General features: G+C 67.0%; 4 protein-coding genes. 3 read left to right on the top strand and 1 reads right to left on the bottom strand.

Going from position 1 to position 3,330, the window contains the following annotated elements:
* The first annotated feature begins 67 nt into the window (after positions 1-67).
* The 3 genes from VD972_RS25715 to VD972_RS25705 all read left to right on the top strand — a co-directional run bounded on the left by VD972_RS25715 (position 68) and on the right by VD972_RS25705 (position 2,753).
* The gene (locus VD972_RS25715) at positions 68-787 is read left to right on the top strand and encodes a glycosyltransferase family 2 protein (protein WP_324991363.1); all 720 of its coding nucleotides are present in this window, start codon (positions 68-70) and stop codon (positions 785-787) included.
* Between the two features lie 167 nt (positions 788-954).
* On the top strand, positions 955-1,560 hold the full coding sequence (locus VD972_RS25710; protein ID WP_414654123.1) for a putative ABC transporter permease: 606 nt from the start codon (positions 955-957) through the stop codon (positions 1,558-1,560).
* A gap of 158 nt (positions 1,561-1,718) precedes the next feature.
* Positions 1,719-2,753 carry a rod shape-determining protein gene (locus VD972_RS25705; protein ID WP_324991359.1) on the top strand — a complete coding sequence of 345 codons (1,035 nt, stop codon included), beginning with the start codon at positions 1,719-1,721 and terminating at the stop codon, positions 2,751-2,753.
* Between the two features lie 6 nt (positions 2,754-2,759).
* On the opposite strand, the gene VD972_RS25700 is transcribed toward VD972_RS25705, so the two are convergent.
* Positions 2,760-2,924, bottom strand: a complete 165-nt coding sequence (locus tag VD972_RS25700) for a hypothetical protein (RefSeq protein ID WP_324991357.1) — start codon at positions 2,922-2,924, stop codon at positions 2,760-2,762.
* Between the last annotated feature and the right edge of the window lie 406 nt (positions 2,925-3,330).

The following is a 3,330-nucleotide window of genomic DNA, read 5'->3' as shown; positions in this document are numbered from 1 at the left end:
AGGATGTGGGGCCTTCGTGTTTTCATGGCCCCCTGGTCACGGAAATCAGATAGAGGCCCGGCCCGCAATGCTCGTCTCGCTCGTCATCCCCGTCTACAACGAGAGCTCCACGCTGGCGGAGCTGCTGCGCCGGTGCACCGCGGTGGACTTCCCCAAGGAGCTGGTCATCGTGGACGACTGCTCTCGGGATGGGAGCCGCGAGTTCCTCGAGGAGCTGGCGCAGAAGGGGACGGGCCTGCTGGGCGGCACGCCGCAGAACCGCAACGAGCTGCGCGTGCTCTTCCAGCCGCAGAACCAGGGCAAGGGGGCGGCCCTGCGGCGCGGCTTCTCCGAGGCCACCGGGGACATCATCATCGTCCAGGACGCGGACCTGGAGTACGACCCGCGCGACATCCCCAAGGTCATCCAGCCCATCCTCGACGGCGAGGCGGACGTCGTCTACGGCAGCCGCTTCACCGGCACGCCGCGGCGGGTGCTCTACTTCTGGCACACGGTGATGAACAACCTGCTCACCACGCTCTCCAACATGACCAGCGGGCTGAACCTCACGGACATGGAGACCTGCTACAAGGCCTTCCGCGCCCAGGTGCTCCGCTCCGTGACGGTGGACGAGGACCGGTTCGGCTTCGAGCCGGAGATCACCGCGAAGATTGCCCGCGGCAACTGGCGCGTCTACGAGGTGCCCATCAGCTACCACGGGCGCACCTACGAGGAGGGCAAGAAGATCGGCTGGAAGGACGGAGTCCGGGCCCTCTACGTCATCGGCAAGTACACGCTGAAGCGGTAGAGGAGCCCCCCAGGCCCCCCCTCCTGTCCCCTGCCCGACAGTGCCTCCGTGGGCAGAAGGACACTCCCCGCTTCCAGGCTCTCGGGCCTGTCGAGTCCTGGAGCCAGCGCCCTATTGGACCTCGGGCCAGGACTGCGTGTTGGACCCGTGATTCTTAGCTTCTGAGCGTGCTACCGAGATTCCTTCTCTACGGGTGTGCGGGCTGGGTGCTTGAGGTGTGCTTCACGGGGGCGGCAGCGGCGGTCTTCCAGAAGGACTCGCACGGTACGGCGAAGACGTACCTGTGGATGCACCCCATCTATGGGGCCACGGCGCTGGGGCTCGAGTTCCTCCATGATCGGCTGCGCTTCCTGCCACGGCCCCTCCGAGCGCTTGCCTACACGACCGTCATCTTCGGGGCCGAGTACGCCACCGGCTGGCTGCTGCGGCGGGCGCTCGGCCGCTGTCCCTGGGACTACACCGAGCAGGGGTGGAACCTGAAGGGGCTCGTCCGCCTGGACTACTTCCCCTTCTGGTATGGGGCGGCGCTGGCCTTCGAGCCAGCCCGTGAGGTGCTCCTGCGGGTCACCAGCGAGGCCCTGCGGCAGACGCCCGAGTTCCGCCACGCCGTGGCTGATGGCGAGGTGCACTCGCCCCCCCATTCAGGCACGGTAGAGCTGGAGGCGGGCGCCGTGGGATCCACCTTCCAGGGAGCCCTGGCGGCCGAGAAGGCGGAGGACGCGCGGGAGGGCGCTGTCGTGAGCGCAGCTACCGTGCCAGCGCCAAGACGCTGAGAAGCTCTCCCTTGGCCGAGTGCCCTCCAGCCCAGGTCACTTTACGAGATGTGGCTTTTCTTCCAGCGCCGCGGACCTCGTAGTAGTACCTTCACTGTTCGCGGTGTCTGCTTCACTTTGGGAAATTCCGCAGGACTCCGGAAAGTTTCCGCCCCCGTATGTTCGACTGGCTCCACACCTTGTTCTCTCGTGACCTGGCTATCGACCTGGGCACGGCGAACACGCTTATCTATATCCGCGGTCAGGGCATCGTCTCCAACGAGCCCTCCGTGGTGGCCGTGCAGCAGGACTCACGTGGCGGCAAGAAGGTGCTCGCCGTGGGGAAGGAGGCCAAGGAGATGCTCGGGAGAACCCCGGGCAACATCGTCGCCATCCGCCCCATGAAGGACGGCGTCATCGCGGACTTCGAGATCACCGCGGCGATGCTGCGCTACTTCATCCAGACCGCGCACAACCGCCGCACGCTCGTCAACCCGCGCATCATCATCGGCATCCCCTCGGGGATTACGGAGGTGGAGCGCCGGGCGGTGCGCGAGGCGGCGGCCAACGCGGGCGCCCGTGAGGTGTACCTCATCGAGCAACCCATGGCGGCGGCCATCGGTGCGGGGCTTCCGGTAACGGAGCCCAGCGGCAACATGATCGTCGACATCGGCGGTGGAACGTCCGACGTGGCCGTCATCAGCCTGTCCGGCATCGTGTTCGCCAAGAGCGTGCGCATCGGCGGCGACAAGCTGGACGAGGCGATCATCCAGTACGTCAAGCGCAAGTACAACCTGCTCATCGGCGAGCGGACGGCCGAGGCCATCAAGATGGGCATCGGCACGGCGTACCCGACGGACGAAGTGATGACCATGGAGATCAAGGGGCGCGATCTCGTGGCGGGTGTGCCGCGCACCTTGACGGTGAGCAGCGACGAGGTGCGGGATGCGCTGGCCGAGCCGGTGAACGGCATCGTCGAGGCGGTGAAGCTGACGCTGGAGCGCACGCCGCCGGAGCTGGCCGGAGACATCGCGGACCGCGGCATCGTCCTGGCCGGTGGCGGCGCGCTGCTGAAGAACCTGGACACGCTGCTGCGCGAGGAGACGGGCCTGCCGGTGTTCCTGGCGGAGGATCCGCTCTCGGCGGTGGTGCTCGGCGCGGGCAAGGCGCTGGAGTCGCTGGACATCCTGCGCCAGGTGACCCAGCCGGGCTGAGCGCCGTTATGGCGTGACGAGGTGCCAGGGCCGGGGGATGCGATCTCCCTCCGGCTGTGGCGCCGGCGTAGGCGGCGGCTTCTCGGGCAGAGCTGGAGTGCTGCCCTTGATGAAGTCGATGAGCTGGGGGTGGTTGCGGTGCCAGCGCGGCAGCTTGCGAAAGATCACCATCGGCTTGCGCGGAATGGGCTCCTCGTACTTCGGGTCGAGCGCGCGGCGGGCGATGCCACCGAGGACATCGGTCGTACCTGCTCCTGATCTTGAGCCAGACGGCTTGGCGGGGCCATCTGGGTGCGCTGCTTCGACATGGTCCTATTAGGGGGCCCAATGTGCAAAGCTGCGGAGCCGAGATGACGCGTCAAGGGAGAGTTCGAAGTGGGAGCGCCACCCGCGCGAGTTCCGCGAGGAAGACTTCAGCGGACACGCCCTTCTCCGAGGCCTCCCGTCTGATGGAGCGGGGCCGGATCAAGGAAGCGTTCCACCTCTTCTTCGTGGCGGCGAAGGCAGGGGACTCCCGGGCGCAGCTGAATGTCGGATACCTCTACGACACGGGCCAGGGGGTCGGCAGGTCTCGCAC

It is taken from the genome of Hyalangium sp. (assembly GCF_035629615.1).
Taxonomy (GTDB): domain Bacteria; phylum Myxococcota; class Myxococcia; order Myxococcales; family Myxococcaceae; genus Hyalangium.
This window is presented reverse-complemented; position numbering and strand designations above follow the sequence as displayed.